Genomic DNA, 16,469 nt, shown 5'->3' with positions numbered 1-16,469 from the left:
CGTACCGGGCCCCAGCCCGCACAATAGATGCGATGCCGGAATACGAATTTGTCGACGTGTACGTCCCGCGCGGGGTGTCCCGCAAGGAGACGGCACGTCTGCTGACGGACCACGCCGAGTACGGACACTGGGAGTTGTACCGTCTGAGCCTGCTGCGCGACGGCAGCCGCAGGGTGCGGTTGCGCCGGCGGATCATCCGCCAGGTGCGCGCCACGTGGTGAGCTGAGGCGGCCGAGCCACAGCGGGCCCCGCCGAAGCGGGGCCCGCTCTGTCATGGGCATCGCCGTTTTCGGGCTACCTGGCGGAGGTCCGTGCCTTGCGGTAAAGCACCGCACCCGCGAGCAGCGCGCCCGCGCCCACCGGCAGGACGGCGCCCATCGGCAGTTCGCTGCCGGTGTGGGCGAGCTGCGCCCGGCTGCTGGTCGCGGCGACGGACTGCGCCTCCGGCTGGTTCACCCGCGTCGAACCACCGGGAGTGCCGCTGCCGCCGCCCTCGGAGGGCGGCGTGGCCGGGGTAGCGGGGGTGGCAGGAGTGCCAGGTGTGCCGGGCGTGCCGGGCTGACCCGGAGTACCCGGGTGACCGGGCGTCCCCGGATGTCCCGGGTGGCCGGGGTGACCCGGGTGGCCGGGGTGACCCGGGTGCCTCGGTGTGCCGGGCGGGTTCTCCCGGTCGCCGCCCGGAGGCGTGGTGTGGCTCCCGCCGCCGTTGGCACAGTGGTTGCCCATGGCCGGGTTGGCCACACCGATCACGTCGACGCTGTTGCCGCAGACGTTGACGGGCACGTCGACCGGCACCTGCACCGTGTTGCCGGAGCCGACACCCGGCGAGCCGCTGGTGCGCCCCTGGGCGTGGGCACCGCCGTTGTTCCCGGACGCGCTGCCGCCGCCGTGCTGGGCGCAGGTGTTGCCCGCCGCCGGGTTGAGCAGTCCGACGACGTTGATCGTGTTGCCGCAGACGTTCACCGGCACGTGCACCGGCACCTGCACCGTGTTGCCGGACAGCACGCCCGGTGACCGGGACGCGGCGCCGGACGCGCCCGCGTCGGCGTGGGCGTAGCCGCTCGCCGCGGCGATCACGCCGGTGGCCGCGGCCACCGTCATCAGGCCCTTTCGGGTGACCTGTCGCATTTTGCTGAATCCCTGCCTTCGACCTTCTCGAACCTTCCGGAACGCGCGGTCGCATCCGTCGGAATTCCGTCGTCGCGACCGCGCCGATAAACCGGTCGGCCCCGGAGCGCATGGCGGGCGCTCCGGGGCCGACGGGTTCAGACCCCCCACGGAGTCGATGGAGTCAGACCCTCACGGGGCGGGGCACAACGTCAGTGGTTGACGCAGGTGTTGCCGAAGGCGGGGTTCAGCAGCCCGATCACCGAGATCGTGTTGCCGCACACGTTCACCGGCACGTGAACGGGCACCTGGATGACGTTGCCGGAAACGACGCCGGGGGACTGCACGGCAGCACCCTGGGCGCCCGAGTCGGCGGCGGCCATCCCGGCGCCCGCGAGAACCAGTCCACCGGTGGCGACCGCGGCAGCGACGACCTTCTTGATCATTATTCCTCCTCGTTGACAAAGGCGATCTCATGTTGCTGATCGCATCACCTGTAACGAGGAGGAACTAATCGGGATACGAGCTTATGGTCGCATTCACTCTTCCCGGCCTTTCCCGCACGCGCGGCCGATTACCGGGGTCAAGCCGTTGATGACGCATCCGGGCGGAACTCAGGACGCGTCGATGAACCGGTCGAGCACGCGCACGCCGAACTTCAGGCCGTCCACCGGCACCCGCTCGTCCACGCCGTGGAACATGCCCGCGAAGTCCAGCTCCGGCGGCAGCTTCAGCGGCGCGAAGCCGAAGCCCCGGATGCCCAGGTCGTCGAAGGACTTGGCGTCGGTGCCTCCGGAGAGCATGTACGGGATGGCCTTCGCGGCCGGGTCCTCGGCCACCAGCGCGGACTGCATCGCGTCCACCAGGGCCCCGTCGAAGGTGGTCTCGACGGCCTTGTCGGAGTGCACGTCCTCGCGCTTGACCTTCGGTCCCAGGATCCGGTCGAGGTCGGCGAGGAACTCCTCCTCGAAGCCGGGCAGGAACCGCCCGTCGACGTGCGCGGTGGCCTCGCCCGGGATGACGTTGACCTTGTAACCGGCGCCCAGCTGCGTGGGGTTGGCGGTGTTGCTCAGGGTGGCGCCGATGAGCTTGGCGATGCCGCCGAGCTTCGCGATGGTGCCGTCCATGTCCTCCGGGTCGAGCTTGGTGCCGAGCGCGTCGCCCAGTTCGTCCAGGAAGGCGCGGGTGGTCTTGGTCACCCGCACCGGGAACCTGTGCCGCCCGAGCCGGGCGACGGCCTCCGACAGCTCGGTGATCGCGTTGTCCCGGTGGATCATCGAGCCGTGCCCCGCGGTGCCGGCCACGGTCAGCTTCATCCAGTGCATGCCCTTCTCGGCCGTCTGGATCAGGTACAGCCGTCGCTGTTCGCTGACGGTGAAGGAGAACCCGCCGACCTCGCTGATCGCCTCGGTAACCCCCTCGAACAGGTCCGGGTGGTTGTCCACCAGGTACCGGGCTCCGTACGTGCCGCCCGCCTCCTCGTCGGCGAGGAAGGCGAGCACGATGTCCCGCGGGGGCCTGCGTCCGCTGCGCAGCCGGTCGCGCACGACCGCCAGCGTCATCGCGTCCATGTCCTTCATGTCGACCGCGCCGCGACCCCACACGCACCCGTCCGCGACCTCCCCGGAGAAGGGGTGGTGGGTCCAGTCGTCGGCGTTGGCCGGTACGACGTCGGTGTGGCCGTGGATCAGCAGCGCCGGCCGGGAGGGGTCCTCGCCCTCGATGCGGGCCACCGTCGAGGCCCGGCCCGGGTGCGACTCGAAGATCTTCGGTTCCAGGCCCACCTCGGCGAGCTTCTCGGCGACGTACTCGGCCGCCCTGCGCTCACCCGGTCCCGAGTGGTCGCCGTAGTTGCTGGTGTCGATCTGGATCAGCTCGCGGCAGAGGTCCACGACCTCGTCCTCGCCAGTGACGCCCCTGGCCGTGCCCGTCTCCCTCACGCTGCTTCCTCCCGCTGTGTGCTGGTGGCCACCCCGTGTGCCGGTGGTCCACTCATCCTCCCCCTCCCCCGCGCCAACCCCAAGAGAGCCCCGGGCCCCGCCCGCCGCCGCCCGCGCCCCGGCCCGCCCGCGCGGCGGCTCCCTGGGGCGGGCGGGTGATCGGGCCTGCCCGAAAGCCTGGTAATGTTTCCTTCGTCGCCGCGGGAAGGCCCGCACGACAGACACCCCGTCCGGGTGGCGGAATGGCAGACGCGCTAGCTTGAGGTGCTAGTGCCCTTTATCGGGCGTGGGGGTTCAAGTCCCCCCTCGGACACCACCGGAAAACGGTGTCGACCAGCATCGGTCGGCACCGTTTTCGCGTTCCCACCGCACACCGCACACCGCCCCGGGGCTACACGTGCGCCGCCGCCATGTGGTCCGTGAACCAGTCCCGGGCCAGGTCGGTCACCGTCTCCAGGGCTCCGGGCTCCTCGAAGAGATGGGTGGCGCCGGGGACGACGCCGAGGTGACTCTCGCAGCGCAGCCGGGACTGCGCCTGGCGGTTGAGGTCGAGGACGACGGTGTCGGCGCCGCCGACGATCAGCAGGGTGGGGGCGGTCACGTCCGGCAGGCGCGTCCCGGCCAGGTCGGGACGGCCGCCCCGGGAGACCACGGCGGCTATGTGCGCGCCGGGTTCCGCAGCTGCCCAGAGGGCGGCGGCCGCGCCGGTGCTGGCGCCGAAGTAGCCGACCGCCATCCGCTCGGCGCCGGGCCGGCCGCGCAGCCAGCCGGTGGCGGCGGTGAGCCGGGCGGCCAGCAGCGTGGTGTCGAACACGTTGGCCCGATCCCGCGCCTCCTCCTCGGTGAGCAGGTCGAACAGGAGGGTGCCGAGGCCGGCCCGGTTCAGGCCCTCGGCGACGAAGCGGTTGCGCGGGCTGTGCCGTCCGCTGCCGCTGCCGTGCGCGAAGACCACGATGCCGACGGCCTCGGGGGGCACCGTCAGATGACCGCCGAGCCGCACGGCACCGGCCGCCACCTCCACCTCGCGGTCGACGGGGAACCGGTGCGAGCGGCCCGCCGCCCGGCGCAGGCAGGCGACGACGTCCTCGTCGTCGAGCTGGGCGAAGTCGGCGTAGAACTGGCCGACCGCGAAGAAGTCCGGCGGGGTGGCCAGGCACACGAGTTCGTCGGCCTCGCCGCCGAGCCGGTGCGTCCAGTCCGGCGGTGCGACGGGGACCGCCAGCACGATCCGCGCGGCCCCGCGGGCGCGTACCGTCCGGCAGGCCGCCCGCGCCGTCGAGCCGGTGGCCACGCCGTCGTCGACGACCACCGCGGTCCGGCCCGCGACGGCGACCGGTGGCCGTTCGCCCCGGTAGCGCTCGGCACGCCGCCGGAGCTCGCCGCGTTCGCGCTCCTCCACGCGCGCGAGCTCCCCGGGTGTGACGCGTGCGTCGCGCAGCACGTCCTCGCCGAGTACGCGTACGCCGTCCTCGCCGATCGCCCCCATGCCCAGCTCCGGGTGGAAGGGGACGCCCAGTTTCCGTACGAGGCACACGTCCAGCGGGGCGCCGAGGGCCTCCGCGACGACCTCGGCCACGGGGACGCCGCCGCGGGGCAGGCCGAGCACCACGACGTCCTGGCCGGTGAAGTGTTCCAGGCGGGCGGCCAGCCGCCGTCCCGCGTCGAGACGGTCCGTGAAGAGCACCGTTCGGCTCCTTCACTCCCTGGATGTCCACAGGGGGACGGGAGGCGTCGCCTCCGGCGCTCCCACCGCGTCGATGTCGCCCGCGGCGGCGCGCAGCAACTCGCGGCCGAGCGCGATCAGCGCACGGCCGGCCGCGAGTTCGTCCCCGATCTCGGGCACCGCCATGTCGTACGGATTGCGGCGGGCCTCCGCCCGGGTCTCCAGGACGTTGTCGCCGGTGTCCAGGACGATCCGGGCGGTGGTGTCCGGGTCGTGTTCGGACAGATACAGATTGAGCCGCCACTCCTTGACGGAGGGAGGCCGGATGCCGACGGGTCGAGTCATCGTCCGTGTCTCCTCAACTCCGGTGGGAGGCGAGGTCACACGGTCGAGGCGACGAGTGACCCGGCGTGGCCTCCGTCTTCCACTGTGCCCCCGTCGCGCGCGTGCCGCACGGGCGCGACGGGGGAAGCGGGCGTACCGGGGGCGGGCGGGTGCGCCGCCGCGGGCAGAATGGGGGGCATGACCATGCGTTCCTGCCCGTGCGGGCTGCCCGAGCCGTATGAGAGGTGCTGCGGCCGCTACCACGGTGGTGGTGCCGCCGCGCCGACCGCCGAGGCGTTGATGCGGTCCCGGTACTGCGCCTTCGTGCGGCTGGACGCGGGGTATCTGCTGCGGACCTGGCACCCGCGGACGCGGCCGACGCGGCTCGACCTGGATCCCGGGATGCGCTGGACGGGTCTGGAGATCCTCGGCACGACGGACGGTTCGGCGTTCCACGGCACGGGGACGGTGACGTTCCGGGCGTCCTACCGGGGTGGCTCACTGCTCGAACGCAGCCGGTTCGAGCGGGTCGACGGGGCGTGGGTGTACGTGGACGGGGACGTCCCCGAGCAGTGAGGCAGCGCCGCGCTACGGAGCCAGGACGTCCAGTTCCTGGAGGGCCCCGACGGTGATCTCGCGGGTCAGCCGCTCGGCGCGGTCCGCGTCGCGGGCCCGGACCGCCTCGGCGAGCCGGACGTGGAGGGTGACAGCGGCGGGGTCGGGCTCCTCGAACATGACCTCGTGGTGGGTGCGGCCCGTCAGGACCTCGGCGACGACGTCGCCGAGGCGAGCGAACATCTCGTTCCCGGAGGCGCTGAGGATCACGCGGTGGAAGGCGACGTCGTGGACCAGGTACGCCTGAAGCCGGTGGTGGCCGCGTGAGTTGGCCACCATGCCTAGGGCGCACTCGGTGAGTTCGGCGCACTGCTCGGGGGTGGCGAGCCGGGCGGCCAGACCCGCGGCGACCGGTTCGACGGCGGAGCGCAGCACGGTCAGCGACCGCAGCTGCCGGGTCCGGTCGGCGCCGGCCAGGCGCCAGCGGATGACCTGCGGGTCGTAGACGTTCCACTCGGTCAGGGGGAGCACGGTCACGCCGACGCGGCGGCGCGAAGCCACCAGGTGCATGGACTCAAGGACGCGGACCGCCTCGCGCATCACGGAGCGTGACACGTCGAAGCGCTGCGCCAGTTCGTCGGTGCGCAGCACGCTGCCCGGCGGATACTCGCCCGCGGTGATGGCGGGGCCGAGGGTGTCCAGTACGCGGCCGTGCAGCCCTCGGCCCGGTGTGCTCATGCACTCAGCGTACGGGGCGGATCACACTCCCAAAAAGTCAGACTTATATGTCACAGACTCTTGAATTAGTCGTACCTATGGGTTTCAGTGTGGCGGACGCCGGATGTCGGCGTCCCATGTCGAGGAAGACAGCGAGGCAGTGATGCGCACCCCCCACGTCGTCGTGGTGATGGGCGTCGCCGGCACGGGCAAGACCACGATCGGTCCCCTGCTCGCCGCCCGGCTCGGCGTCCCGTACGCCGAGGGCGACGACTTCCACCCGCGGGCCAACATCGCCAAGATGACGGCCGGGATCCCGCTCGGCGACGAGGACCGGTGGCCGTGGCTCGACGCCATCGGCGCCTGGGCCCACGGGCGGGCGGGGCTGGGCGGGGTGGTGAGCAGTTCGGCGCTGAAGCGGTCGTACCGCGACCGGCTGCGGGCCGCGGCTCCCGGCGTCGTCTTCGTGCACCTGACGGGCGACCGGAAGCTCATCGAGGACCGGATGGGGCACCGCCGGGGTCACTTCATGCCGACGGCGCTGCTGGACTCCCAGTTCGCCACGCTGGAGCCGCTCCAGCGGGACGAGCGGGGCGTCGCGGTCGACGTCTCCGGGTCGCCCGAGGAGATCACCGCACGCGCGGTGGCCGCGCTGGACGGCCTCGACAGCTCCACGCAGTCCTCCGAGGTGCCGCGGCCCTGAGCCCCGGCGCCTCTCCCCCCACGCTCGCCGACTGCGGCACACCTCTCCCCACCGTCCCTCTTCACCTGCAAGGGAACACCGTGACCAGACTCAGCGTCGAGATGCTGGCAGCGGACGCGCCCCCGCCGATCACCTCGGCCGGCCACGCCCAGCTCGGCATCGCCGTCCTCGCGGGCATCGCCGTCATCGTCCTGCTCATCACCAGGTTCAAGCTGCACGCCTTCCTGTCCCTGACCATCGGATCGCTGGTGCTCGGCGCGGTCGCCGGGGCACCGCTCGACAAGGCGATCACGAGCTTCACCGCCGGCCTGGGCTCCACCGTCGCCGGCGTGGGCGTGCTGATCGCCCTCGGCGCGATCCTCGGCAAGCTGCTCGCCGACTCCGGCGGCGCCGACCAGGTCGTCGACACGATCCTGGCGAAGGCCAAGGGGCGGGCGATGCCGTGGGCGATGGTGCTGATCGCCTCCGTGATCGGTCTGCCGCTGTTCTTCGAGGTCGGCATCGTGCTGCTGATCCCGGTCGTGCTGATGGTGGCCAAGCGCGGCAACTACTCCCTGATGCGCATCGGTGTGCCGGCGCTGGCCGGTCTGTCCGTGATGCACGGCCTGATCCCGCCGCACCCCGGACCGCTGGTCGCCATCGACGCGGTCAAGGCCAACCTGGGCGTGACGCTGGCGCTCGGCATCCTCGTCGCCATACCGACGGTGATCATCGCCGGTCCGCTGTTCGCCAAGGTCGCGGCCCGCTGGGTGGACGTCCCCGTTCCGGACCGGATGCTGCCCCAGCGCCCGTCGGAGGAGCTTCAGCGGCGTCCGAGCTTCGGCGCCACGCTGGCCACGGTGCTGCTCCCGGTGGTGCTGATGCTGGCCAAGGCCCTGGTCGACATCGTCGTGGACGACCCGGCGAACATGACCCAGCGTGTCTTCGACGTCATCGGCTCCCCGATGATCGCGCTGCTCGCCGCCGTGCTCGTCGGCGTCTTCACGCTGGGGAGGCCGGCCGGGTTCAGCAAGGAGCGGATCTCCTCGACCGTCGAGAAGGGCCTCATGCCCATCGCCGGCATCCTGCTGATCGTGGGCGCGGGCGGCGGCTTCAAGCAGACGCTGATCGACGCCGGGGTGGGCCAGATGGTGCTGGACATCTCCAAGGACTGGTCGATCCCGGCGCTGCTGCTGGCCTGGCTCATCGCGGTGACGATCCGGCTCGCGACCGGTTCGGCGACCGTGGCGACCATCTCGGCGGCCGGTCTGGTCGCCCCGCTCGCGGCCGACATGTCGACCACCCACGCCGCCCTGCTGGTGCTGGCCATCGGCGCCGGCTCGCTGTTCTTCAGCCATGTCAACGACGCCGGGTTCTGGCTGGTGAAGGAGTACTTCGGGCTGAGCGTCGGCCAGACGATCAAGAGCTGGTCGGTCATGGAGACGATCATCTCGGTGGTCGCGGGCGCCCTGGTCCTGCTGCTGTCCCTGGTGATCTAGTGCTGTGACCGGAAAGGTTCACCGGCTCGCGACGCCCGGCACGGCACTCCCCCAGCCTTCGGCCGGGGGTACCCCCACGCCGCGTTGTCGCATCACCCGAGTACATCCAGTACGCGGGCAATGCTCCGCCTTGCGATGCTCCCCCACTGCCTGAACGGCGTGGGAGGTGCCCCCAGCACCGGACGCCGCGAGCTTCCCGGCAAACCTTCCCGGCCACAGCACTAGCGGTACGCCGCGGCGGCCGTACGTGCCTTTCCGCCGGTGGGTCTACGGGCGCCACAGCGGGTGTTCCCCGGTCGCCCACTCGCGGGTCACCAGGCCGGTGCGCAGGCCGCGGCGGGCCTCCGGGTCGCCGAGGGCCATGCCGATGTGGCCGGCCAGGACGACGCCGATGGTCAGGGCGAGCCAGTCGTGGACGAAGGTCGCGCTGGTGCGCCAGGCCACCGGGGTGAGATGGGTGAACCACATCAGCAGGCCGGTGCCGAGCATGACCAGGCCGGCGCCGGCGATCCAGGCGGCGTAGATCTTCTGGCCGGCGTTGAACTTTCCGGCCGGGCGGGAGGCGGGCCGGCGGTCGCGGCGCAGGGCGGCGCGCAGCCAGACCCGGTCGTGCCGGCCGAAGCGGTTGAGGAGGCGCAGGTCGGCGCGGAAGGCGCGGGAGGCCAGGCCCAGCAGGACCGGTACGGGCAGGGCGAGGCCCGCGCACTCGTGGACGCGGACGACCAGTTCGCGTCGGCCGACCAGTTCGGCGAGCTGGGGGATGTAGAGGCAGGCCGCCGTCACCACGCACACGCCCATGAGCGCGGCCGTGGTCCGGTGCACCCACCGCTCGGCCCGGGTGAAGCGGCGGACGCGGGTGCCGGGCGGGGCCGGGGTGTCAGCTCGTAGGGACATCGGAGCGTCCGTTCGAACGGCCGACCCAGGCGTCGACGTCGTAGCCGAGGTGCTCCCAGTAGCCGGGCTCGACGCGGTCGGTGACGGTGATGCCGGAGAGCCACTTGGCCGACTTGTAGAAGTACATGGGGGCCACGTAGAGGCGGACCGGCCCGCCGTGCGCGTGGGTCAGGTCCTTGTCCTGCATGCGCAGCGCGACCAGCACGTCGGGGCGGCGGGCCTGGTCGAGGGTGAGGCTCTCGGTGTAGGTGCCGTCGAAGCAGGTGAACCGGACGGCTCTGGCGCCCGCCCGCACTCCGGCCGCGTCGAGCAGCCGGGACAGGCGTACGCCCTCGAAGGGTGTGCCGGGCACCCGCCAGCCGGTGACGCACTGGACGTCGCGGACCATGCGGGTCCGGGGCAGGGCCCTGAGGTCGGCCAGCGTGTAGGTGGCGGGGTGGTCGACGAGGCCGTCGACGGTGAGGCGGTAGTCCGCGGCGTCCTTGTGCGGGACCGAGGCGGCGACCGAGTAGTAGCGGAAGCCGCCGCCGTTCGGCAGCAGGCCGGTCAGACCGGTGGGGTCCTTGCCGGACACCGCGCCGAGGAGGCCCTCCATGCCGCGTTGCAGTGTGGGCGCGGTGGCCACGCCGAGGGCGCCCAGGCCGACGGTGGCGAGGAAGATGCGGCGGCCCATGGGACGGCCTTCCTCCTCGGGCCGTCCCTCCTCATCGGGGAGTTCGGAGTTCACGTCTTCATTCGAGCACCCGCGCCCCCGGCGGACCAGGGGTCGCGGGTGTTCGTCAGACTTCCGTCACTGTTTCCCGTACCCGGGGCTCAGGGCGCCGCCTCCGCGGTCTCCGCCGCCTCCGCGGCCTTCTCCAGCTGGAAGGCCTCGTTGCCCAGCCCGATGCGGGCGTGTGCCTCCGGCCGGCGGGAGCGCAGTACGGCGCCCTGGACCAGGCCGACGACGAGGGCGAGGCCGATGATGCCGGGCAGCACCCGGCTCAGGGCCGAGCCGGGGCCGGCGTCGACCAGGACGTCGAAGTCCTTGACGGTGTAGGTGGCGATCACCAGCAGGGCCAGGCCGGCCACGGCGGAGGTGACCAGCCGCCAGGCCTGCGCGGCCGCCGCGCCGCGCCGTACGAAGAAGACGATCACCGAGACGCTGGCGGCGGCCATCAGCACGATCACGCCGAGCGCGCCGAGGTTGCCGAACCAGGTGAACAGGTGCAGCACGGGCGCGGTCGGGTCGCCGGTCGGCTTGTCGTCGGTGACGGCGAAGGCGATCACGATGACCAGCGAGACGACGGTCTGCGAGAGGGATCCGGTCGCGGGCGCGCCGCTGGAGCTGGACGTGCGCCCGAAGGCGGCCGGCAGCAGGCCCTCGCGGCCCATGGCGAAGGCATACCGGGCGACGACGTTGTGGAAGCTCAGCATGGCCGCGAACATGCCGGTGACGAACAGGACGTGCAGGACGTCGGTGAAGGTGCCACCGAGCCGCGACTCGGTCAGGGTGAACAGCAGCCCGGCGCTCTCCTTCTGCGCCGTGCCGATGATCGCCGAGGGGCCGGTGGCGACGGTGAGGGCCCAGCTGCTGACCGCGAAGAAGACGGCGACGCCGGCGACGGCGAGGAACATCACGCGCGGGACCAGGACGTGCGGGCGGCTGGTCTCCTCCGCGTACACCGGGGCCTGCTCGAAGCCGAGGAAGGCCGCGATGCAGAAGCACAGCGCGGTACCGATGCCGGCGCCGGCGAGGGTGTCCGGGTTGAAGGCGTGCAGGGACAGGCCCTCCTTGGCGGGGTCGGCGATCGCCGCCACGTCGAAGATCACGACGAGTACGACCTCGATGACCAGCAGCACGCCGAGCACGCGCGCGTTGACGTCGATCTTCAGCCAGCCGAGCACGCCGACGACGGCCGCGGCCGCGAGCGCGGGGATCCACCAGGCGACGGTGACGTCGGCGTAGGTGGCGAACAGGTTGGAGACCTCGAAGCCGAAGATCCCGTAGATGCCGGCCTGGAGCGCGTTGTAGGCGACGAGGGCGACGAGCGCCGCGCCGGCGCCCGCCGTGCCGCCGAGGCCCCGGGAGATGTAGGCGTAGAAGGCGCCCGCGTTGTGGACGTGGCGGCTCATCTCGGCGTATCCGAAGCTGAAGAGGATCAGCACGGTGCCGAGAACCACGAAGAGCAGCGGTTGTCCGACGATCCCCATCACCGCGAATGTGGTGGGCATGACACCCGCGACCACCATGAGCGGGGCGGTCGCCGCGAGCACGGAGAGCAGCAGGCCCCCCGTGCCGAGCCGGTCGGCGCGCAGGGCGCGCTCCTGCCCCTTGAAGGTGCTGATGGCGCCACCGTCGGCGGTGGTTCTGCTCGTGCTCGAACTGCCCGTCGTCATCGGGGGTTCGTCCTTTCGGGCGTCGGGGTCGTGGTGCGTACGGGGTTGCGGGGCACTACACCGCACCGAGCGCGCCGGCGCGCGCGATGCGGAAGGCGGTGTACGGATCTCGGTCGGGGTACGCCCACGGCACCTGGCTGGGATGGTCGCCGATGCGGTGGAACAGGGCGGCGGCCTCGGCACCCCGGCCCTCGCAGTGCTTGGCGTGGGCGAGGAAGTTCAGATCGACCAGACGGCGGGGATGGCCCTCCTGCTCCCACTCCAGCCACCAGTCGAAGGCCGCCTTCATCACCTGGCGGGCCCGGCGGCCCGTCCAGTGCCCGGAGGCGGCCGGGTCGGCCTGTGCGTGGCCGGCGCAGGCCAGGACGCGGTAGCGCTCGGCGTGCGCGACCACCGGGAGCATGGCCAGCGGCGAGTCGGCGGGCGCCTGCTCGGCGGCCCAGTTGGCGAAGTCGTAGACCTCGTGCAGCGGGTCCGGGCCGGCTTCGGCGCGCCGCTCGGCCAGCTGGGCCACCATCAGGTGGTGGGCGTGATGGTGGTCGGGATGGCGGTGGCGGACCTTGTCGAAGAGGCGGACCACCTCCTCCTCGTCGCCCAGGCCACGCTCCAGCAGGAGCAGGCCGAGCCACGGCGTGGGGTCCTCCGGCGCCAGCTCGGCAGCCGCCCGGCAGGCCTCGCGGGCCCGGTCGGGCTTCTCCCTGCCGCACAGGGCACCCTGCACCAGGGACATGCCGAGCAGGACGGAGGCGTCGGCGGACTCGGGTTCGGCGAGCAGCCAGTCACGGGTCCAGGCCGCGGTGTGGGACTCCTCGGCGAGGACGGTGACGCGGTGTCCCCGGCGGTCCCAGTCGTCCTTGGTGCGCACGAGCAGCGAGCGCACCGTCTGCCACCGGCCCTGCGCCAACGCCGAACGCGCGTCACGGAGTTCGGTGTCGTCGAGAGCGGTGTCAAAAGCCTGGGCCGCTCGCTTGCGGCCGCGTCCGAGGGGAGGCGGGGGTGGGGACACCGCGGAACTTCCTCACGCGCTCTTTGTTCGTGGCCCGGTACGCCCCGGGAGCGGCCCCCCGTTCGGCCCACCGGCCTCGGCTTGCTCGTCGCTCATCGGCTTGCCATCGGCTGATCACGGACAGCAAACCCCCAGCCAATGCGCTCCGTCAAGGGTCACCCTCGCGTTACACGCGTCAACTGCCCTGACACAAGCGGCACTTGCGAAGACGCCCGATCGCCGGGCCGTGACGGCGGGCCGCCCCGCGGAAGGGTCACTCCTCTGGCGTACACCGTGGCACGGCGGTGCCGGGGGTCCCACCATGGTCCAGGGCCGCGCCATCGCCCCCGACCACGGGGCGTCGTGACCGGGCGGACCGCCCGAATCCGGGTCATCCCGGCAGCGGGCCGGGCCCAGGGACGCTACAGTCGGCCACTACGCACCCCGTGGCCCGGCCGGATGATCGAGGTACGCAGCGTGTCGGTTCTGGTTGTGATTCTCGCCGTGAGCGCCGCCTGCTGCCTGGGCTTCGGTTTCGTGCTCCAGCAGAACGCGGCCCAGCGGGCACCGCTCGGCGACTTCCTCTCGCCCCGGCTGCTGCTGGACCTGATGAAGGTGCCGCGCTGGCTGGGCGGTCTGGGGCTGATGATCGGCGGCATGGTGCTGGGTGCCTTCGCCCTGGGCCGGGGCGAGATCTCGCTGGTGGAACCGCTGCTGGCCACGAACCTGCTGTTCGCCCTGGCCCTGTCCCGGCGGCAGACCAGGCAGCCCCTGGGCGGCCAGGGCTGGGCGGGGCTCGCCCTGCTGGCCGGTGGCGTGACCGCGTTCATCGTGGCGGGGCGGCCCCGTGGCGGCAGCGCCGTCACCGACCCGCTGCGGCACTGGCTGATCATCGGCGTGATGGTGGGTGTGGCCCTGCTGCTGACGGCGTACGCCAAGCGCTCACGGCTGAGCTGGGGACCGGTCCTGCTGGCGGTGGCCGCCGGGCTCCTCTACGGCGTGCAGGACGCGCTGACCCGGGTGAGCGGGCAGCGGTTCTCGGCGGGCGGCTGGACGGAGCTGTTCACCGGCTGGCAGCCGTACGGTCTGCTGGTGATCGGCGTCACCGGGCTGATCCTCATGCAGAGCGCCTTCGAGACGGCGCCGCTGCGCATGTCCCTGCCGGCCCTGACCGCGGCCGAGCCGCTGGCCGGAATCGCCTGCGGGGTGGGCTTCCTCGGTGACCGGCTGCGCACCGACACCGGGGCACTGGCCTGGGAGGCGTCTGGCCTCGCGGCGATCGTGACGGGCATCGTCCTGCTCGGCCTGCACCCGGCGATGCCGTACGGGGCGGCGGTGCCCGAGCAGAAGCACGACCTGCAGGCACGCTGAGCCGGGCCCGGCCCGCGGCCACGCGGACGGTGACGGCCTCCCACCCGGACGGCCGCCCACCCGGACGGCGGCCTGCTTGCCCGGCGGCCTGCTTGGATCGCGGCCTGCTTGGATGGCGGCATGAGCCCTGAAGACGAGATCCTCGACATCGTCGACGAACAGGACCGGGTCGTCGGGCGGTCCCCGCGCGGCGAGGCGTACGCCAGGGGGCTGCGCCACCGCTGCGTCTTCGTCCAGGCCCGGGACGCGGAGGGCCGCCTCTTCGTCCACCGGCGCACCTCCACCAAGCTGGTCTTCCCCTCCCTCCACGACATGTTCGTCGGCGGTGTGGTCGGCGCCGGCGAGGCCTACGACGACGCGGCCCTACGCGAGGCCGAGGAGGAACTGGGGGTGTCGGGGCTGCCCCGCCCCGAGTACCTCTTCAAGTTCCTGTACGACGACGCCGCCGGCCGCACCTGGTGGTCGGCGGTCTACCAGGTCCGCTGCGACCTGCCGGTACGGCCGCAGGCCGAGGAGGTCGCCTGGCACGACTTCCTGCCCGAGGACGAGGTGGAACGCCGCCTGGCCGAGTGGGAGTGGGTACCGGACGGGCTGGCCGCCTACGAACGGCTGAAGGCCCACCGGTCACGGGGGTGAACCGGCCCCGGGGGCGGCACGGCTGCGGCCGCCCCCTCGCACCCGCTCGTGCGAAGGCCGGCCGTACGGGCGCCGGCTACGGCCGCAGTGCCCGCAGCAGCAGGTCGGCCAGGTGGTCGGCGACCTCCTGGGGGCCGAGCGGGCCGTCGGGCCGGTACCAGGTCGACAGGTGGTGCACGGAGCCGAAGTGGTAGTCGACCACGAGGTCCGCCGGGGTCGCCGTGGAGAAGACGCCGGCCCGCTGGCCCTCCTCGATGAGCGCGCGGAAGCGTTCGTGGTAGCGCCGGCGCTCGGCGCGCACCTGCTTGTTCTTCTCCGGGCTCAGGTGGTGCATCGAGCGGAAGAAGATCATGGCGTCGTCGAGGTTCTCGATGGTGGTGACCACCACGTCCGCCGCCGCGTCCCGCAGCCGCTTCTCGACCGGTTCGTCGGCGTCCGCGAAGGCGTCCAGGCGCTCCTGCTGGACGCGCAGCACGCGCGCGTACACCTCGTGCAGGAGGTCGTCCTTGGAGCCGAAGTAGTGGTAGAGCGCCCCTTTGGTGACGCCGGCCGCCTCGACGATCTCCTGCACCGAGGTGCGGTCGTAGCCCTGCTCGGCGAAGAGCCGGGTGGCGGCGGCCAGGAGCCGCTGCGGCACCGGAGTGCCGCCTGAGTCCGTCGTCCTGGGCACCTGCCGCCACCTGCCTTCCGTGTTCCTGCTCGCTGCGCTGCCTAAGGGAACGCAGTTCCCGACGGAGGATCTTCCCATTTGCCGTCCTCGGCAAGTCCGGCAGGATCTCGGTCGGCCCCGGTCGCCCGCGCCCCCGGTGTCAGCCGGTCTCCTCCCATTTCCGCTGGATGTGGTTCATGTTCGTCAGCCAGCGGTCGGGGTCGGCGGCCCGGGCCCGGTAGAACCCGGCGACCTCGGGGTGCGGCAGGATCAGGAAGCGGTCCTGGGCGATGCCGTCGAACAGGGCGTCGGCCACGTCCTCCGGCTCGATCGCGGTGGGCTGGAGCACCAGGTCGCCGGCGCTGCCGGTGGCGGCCAGCATGTCGGTGCGCACGCCCTGCGGGCAGATCGCGTGCACCTTGATCCCGCGGTGGCGGTAGGTCAGCGACAGCCACTCGGCGAAGGCGTAGGCGCCGTGCTTGGTGACGCTGTACGGAGCCGCGCCGATCATGGTGAGCAGCCCGGCCGCGGACACGGTGGAGACGAACCGGCCGCTGCCGCGTTCCAGCCAGGCGGGGAGCAGCGTCTCGGCGGCGCGGACGTGGGCCATGACGTTGACGTCCCAGGCCTGTGCCCACACCTTCTCCCCGGCCGCCTCCGAACCGCCCGAGCCGAGGCCCGCGTTGGCACAGTAGACGTCGACCGTGCCGCCGAGCGCGTCACGGGCCGCGGCGACGATCTCGGAGGCGTCGCCCGGGACCGCGATGCCGCCGATCTCCCCGGCGACGGACGCGGCCCGGTCGGCGTCGAGGTCGTTGACGACGACCCGGGCGCCCTCGGCGGCGAACCGGCGGGCCAGCGCGGCGCCGATACCGCCCCCGGCCCCGGTGACGACCACTCCCGCACCCTGCACGGCTTGCACCATCGGTCTCCTTCGGCCTGGCTCCGACACGACACGGATCGACTCGACACGGATCGACTCGACTCGACTCCGCCGCATCAGACTAACCAGTCGGTATGTGCTGCCGGAAGGGATGTTCCGCAGGAGGCGCCGTCCGCTTCGTTCCC

Annotated in this window: 18 protein-coding genes and 1 tRNA gene; 7 read left to right on the top strand and 12 right to left on the bottom strand. The window is 72.4% G+C overall.

The window, feature by feature from the left end; genetic code table 11:
• The first annotated feature begins 32 nt into the window (after positions 1–32).
• Positions 33–221 (top strand): DUF5703 family protein, encoded by a 189-nt coding sequence (locus tag TNCT6_RS25350; RefSeq protein WP_030244084.1) that lies wholly within the window; start codon positions 33–35, stop codon positions 219–221.
• Between the two features lie 73 nt (positions 222–294).
• Here TNCT6_RS25350 and TNCT6_RS25345 read toward each other — a convergent pair whose 3' ends face one another.
• The 3 genes from TNCT6_RS25345 to TNCT6_RS25335 form a co-directional block, all read right to left on the bottom strand.
• On the bottom strand, positions 295–1,128 hold the full coding sequence (locus TNCT6_RS25345; RefSeq protein ID WP_141362478.1) for a chaplin: 834 nt from the start codon (positions 1,126–1,128) through the stop codon (positions 295–297).
• A gap of 191 nt (positions 1,129–1,319) precedes the next feature.
• Positions 1,320–1,553: a chaplin ChpH gene (gene chpH, locus TNCT6_RS25340; protein WP_141362476.1), complete on the bottom strand. Its 234-nt coding sequence runs from the start codon at positions 1,551–1,553 to the stop codon at positions 1,320–1,322.
• A gap of 168 nt (positions 1,554–1,721) precedes the next feature.
• Positions 1,722–3,047, bottom strand: coding sequence for a M20/M25/M40 family metallo-hydrolase (locus TNCT6_RS25335; protein WP_141362474.1), 1,326 nt, complete (start codon positions 3,045–3,047; stop codon positions 1,722–1,724).
• Between the two features lie 228 nt (positions 3,048–3,275).
• Between TNCT6_RS25335 and TNCT6_RS25325 the strand changes: the two genes are divergently transcribed.
• Positions 3,276–3,363 (top strand) — tRNA-Leu (locus TNCT6_RS25325).
• 75 nt (positions 3,364–3,438) lie between these two features.
• On the opposite strand, the gene TNCT6_RS25320 is transcribed toward TNCT6_RS25325, so the two are convergent.
• Both TNCT6_RS25320 and TNCT6_RS25315 read right to left on the bottom strand, forming a co-directional pair.
• Positions 3,439–4,731, bottom strand: a complete 1,293-nt coding sequence (locus TNCT6_RS25320; protein ID WP_141362472.1) for a phosphoribosyltransferase family protein — start codon at positions 4,729–4,731, stop codon at positions 3,439–3,441.
• A gap of 12 nt (positions 4,732–4,743) precedes the next feature.
• The gene (locus TNCT6_RS25315) at positions 4,744–5,055 is read right to left on the bottom strand and encodes a dsRBD fold-containing protein (RefSeq protein WP_141362470.1); all 312 of its coding nucleotides are present in this window, start codon (positions 5,053–5,055) and stop codon (positions 4,744–4,746) included.
• A gap of 177 nt (positions 5,056–5,232) precedes the next feature.
• Between TNCT6_RS25315 and TNCT6_RS25310 the strand changes: the two genes are divergently transcribed.
• A complete protein-coding gene (locus TNCT6_RS25310; protein WP_141362468.1) occupies positions 5,233–5,610 on the top strand; it encodes a YchJ family protein in 378 nt (125 codons plus the stop codon).
• Positions 5,611–5,622: 12 nt separating this feature from the next.
• Here TNCT6_RS25310 and TNCT6_RS25305 read toward each other — a convergent pair whose 3' ends face one another.
• Positions 5,623–6,327: a FadR/GntR family transcriptional regulator gene (locus tag TNCT6_RS25305; protein WP_141362466.1), complete on the bottom strand. Its 705-nt coding sequence runs from the start codon at positions 6,325–6,327 to the stop codon at positions 5,623–5,625.
• Between the two features lie 142 nt (positions 6,328–6,469).
• Here TNCT6_RS25305 and TNCT6_RS25300 point away from each other — a divergent pair, with 142 nt between their 5' ends.
• On the top strand, positions 6,470–7,009 hold the full coding sequence (locus TNCT6_RS25300) for a gluconokinase (RefSeq protein ID WP_141366788.1): 540 nt from the start codon (positions 6,470–6,472) through the stop codon (positions 7,007–7,009).
• Positions 7,010–7,089: 80 nt separating this feature from the next.
• Positions 7,090–8,487, top strand: coding sequence for a GntP family permease (locus TNCT6_RS25295; protein ID WP_141362464.1), 1,398 nt, complete (start codon positions 7,090–7,092; stop codon positions 8,485–8,487).
• Between the two features lie 267 nt (positions 8,488–8,754).
• On the opposite strand, the gene TNCT6_RS25290 is transcribed toward TNCT6_RS25295, so the two are convergent.
• The 4 genes from TNCT6_RS25290 to TNCT6_RS25275 form a co-directional block, all read right to left on the bottom strand.
• Positions 8,755–9,381, bottom strand: coding sequence for a cytochrome b/b6 domain-containing protein (locus TNCT6_RS25290; RefSeq protein ID WP_141362462.1), 627 nt, complete (start codon positions 9,379–9,381; stop codon positions 8,755–8,757).
• On the bottom strand, positions 9,365–10,054 hold the full coding sequence (locus TNCT6_RS25285) for a molybdopterin-dependent oxidoreductase (protein ID WP_172633241.1): 690 nt from the start codon (positions 10,052–10,054) through the stop codon (positions 9,365–9,367). The genes TNCT6_RS25290 and TNCT6_RS25285 overlap by 17 nt, the downstream gene beginning before the upstream one ends.
• A 140-nt stretch (positions 10,055–10,194) precedes the next feature.
• Positions 10,195–11,760, bottom strand: a complete 1,566-nt coding sequence (locus TNCT6_RS25280) for an APC family permease (RefSeq protein WP_141362459.1) — start codon at positions 11,758–11,760, stop codon at positions 10,195–10,197.
• 55 nt (positions 11,761–11,815) lie between these two features.
• On the bottom strand, positions 11,816–12,766 hold the full coding sequence (locus TNCT6_RS25275) for a hypothetical protein (protein ID WP_141362458.1): 951 nt from the start codon (positions 12,764–12,766) through the stop codon (positions 11,816–11,818).
• Between the two features lie 456 nt (positions 12,767–13,222).
• Between TNCT6_RS25275 and TNCT6_RS25270 the strand changes: the two genes are divergently transcribed.
• Positions 13,223–14,116 (top strand): DMT family transporter, encoded by an 894-nt coding sequence (locus TNCT6_RS25270; protein ID WP_141362456.1) that lies wholly within the window; start codon positions 13,223–13,225, stop codon positions 14,114–14,116.
• A gap of 120 nt (positions 14,117–14,236) precedes the next feature.
• Positions 14,237–14,752 (top strand): NUDIX hydrolase, encoded by a 516-nt coding sequence (locus TNCT6_RS25265; RefSeq protein ID WP_141362454.1) that lies wholly within the window; start codon positions 14,237–14,239, stop codon positions 14,750–14,752.
• 76 nt (positions 14,753–14,828) lie between these two features.
• On the opposite strand, the gene TNCT6_RS25260 is transcribed toward TNCT6_RS25265, so the two are convergent.
• Positions 14,829–15,422, bottom strand: coding sequence for a TetR/AcrR family transcriptional regulator (locus TNCT6_RS25260; RefSeq protein ID WP_141362452.1), 594 nt, complete (start codon positions 15,420–15,422; stop codon positions 14,829–14,831).
• Positions 15,423–15,561: 139 nt separating this feature from the next.
• Positions 15,562–16,326 (bottom strand): SDR family oxidoreductase, encoded by a 765-nt coding sequence (locus TNCT6_RS25255; RefSeq protein ID WP_141362450.1) that lies wholly within the window; start codon positions 16,324–16,326, stop codon positions 15,562–15,564.
• Positions 16,327–16,469: the final 143 nt, after the last annotated feature.

It is taken from the genome of Streptomyces sp. 6-11-2 (assembly GCF_006540305.1).
Lineage (GTDB): Bacteria > Actinomycetota > Actinomycetes > Streptomycetales > Streptomycetaceae > Streptomyces.
Note: the sequence above shows the minus strand (reverse complement) of the source record. Positions and strands in the feature narration are given on the sequence as shown.

Bases quoted from the DNA above. Each gene is read 5' to 3' on its own strand.
- TNCT6_RS25265 (WP_141362454.1), top strand. From the start codon at position 14,237: ATGAGCCCTGAAGACGAGATCCTCGACATCGTCGACGAACAGGACCGG.
- TNCT6_RS25300 (WP_141366788.1), top strand. From the start codon at position 6,470: ATGCGCACCCCCCACGTCGTCGTGGTGATGGGCGTCGCCGGCACGGGC.
- TNCT6_RS25255 (WP_141362450.1), bottom strand. From the start codon at position 16,326: ATGGTGCAAGCCGTGCAGGGTGCGGGAGTGGTCGTCACCGGGGCCGGG.
- TNCT6_RS25315 (WP_141362470.1), bottom strand. From the start codon at position 5,055: ATGACTCGACCCGTCGGCATCCGGCCTCCCTCCGTCAAGGAGTGGCGG.
- TNCT6_RS25345 (WP_141362478.1), bottom strand. From the start codon at position 1,128: ATGCGACAGGTCACCCGAAAGGGCCTGATGACGGTGGCCGCGGCCACC.
- TNCT6_RS25285 (WP_172633241.1), bottom strand. From the start codon at position 10,054: ATGGGCCGCCGCATCTTCCTCGCCACCGTCGGCCTGGGCGCCCTCGGC.
- TNCT6_RS25290 (WP_141362462.1), bottom strand. From the start codon at position 9,381: ATGTCCCTACGAGCTGACACCCCGGCCCCGCCCGGCACCCGCGTCCGC.
- TNCT6_RS25280 (WP_141362459.1), bottom strand. From the start codon at position 11,760: ATGACGACGGGCAGTTCGAGCACGAGCAGAACCACCGCCGACGGTGGC.
- chpH (WP_141362476.1), bottom strand. From the start codon at position 1,553: ATGATCAAGAAGGTCGTCGCTGCCGCGGTCGCCACCGGTGGACTGGTT.
- TNCT6_RS25310 (WP_141362468.1), top strand. From the start codon at position 5,233: ATGACCATGCGTTCCTGCCCGTGCGGGCTGCCCGAGCCGTATGAGAGG.
- TNCT6_RS25305 (WP_141362466.1), bottom strand. From the start codon at position 6,327: ATGAGCACACCGGGCCGAGGGCTGCACGGCCGCGTACTGGACACCCTC.
- TNCT6_RS25350 (WP_030244084.1), top strand. From the start codon at position 33: ATGCCGGAATACGAATTTGTCGACGTGTACGTCCCGCGCGGGGTGTCC.